At 54.5% G+C, this 426-nt stretch carries 1 rRNA gene; it reads right to left on the bottom strand.

The features are described 5' to 3' along the window. Positions 1 to 110, bottom strand: a 5S ribosomal RNA gene (gene rrf / locus ACI0FO_RS29445); the annotation flags it as partial. Between the last annotated feature and the right edge of the window lie 316 nt (positions 111 to 426).

The raw sequence follows: 426 nt of genomic DNA, 5'->3' as shown, positions 1-426 counted from the left end.
TGACGATGACCTACTTTCACAGACGTCCGTCCACTATCATCGGCGCGAAGGCGTTTCACTGTCCTGTTCGGGATGGGAAGGAGTGGTACCACCTTGCTATGGTCGTCAAGCGTAACTGCTTGAGCGGCTGTCGACTGCATCAACCGCTCGAATCTTGGTTTACTTCCGGGCTTGCCCGGGTACTGCTTGGGGCGCCGCTTCGGCATTACCCCGTGTTGCTTCAGTACTATTTCAGTACTGCAGGATCCCGGTCTACGCACATAACGGCAAACAACACCGCTGCCCGCTACGCATGGGCTCTCACTATACAAAGACAAAACCCCACAGGATCACCTGTGGGGTTTTGCGTAATAAAAGCCTGACGATGACCTACTTTCACAGACGTCCGTCCACTATCATCGGCGCGAAGGCGTTTCACTGTCCTGT

Origin of the sequence: Achromobacter marplatensis, assembly GCF_049060505.1 — a bacterium.
GTDB classification, from domain to species: Bacteria; Pseudomonadota; Gammaproteobacteria; order Burkholderiales; family Burkholderiaceae_B; genus Achromobacter; species Achromobacter marplatensis_A.
Note: the sequence above shows the minus strand (reverse complement) of the source record. Positions and strands in the feature narration are given on the sequence as shown.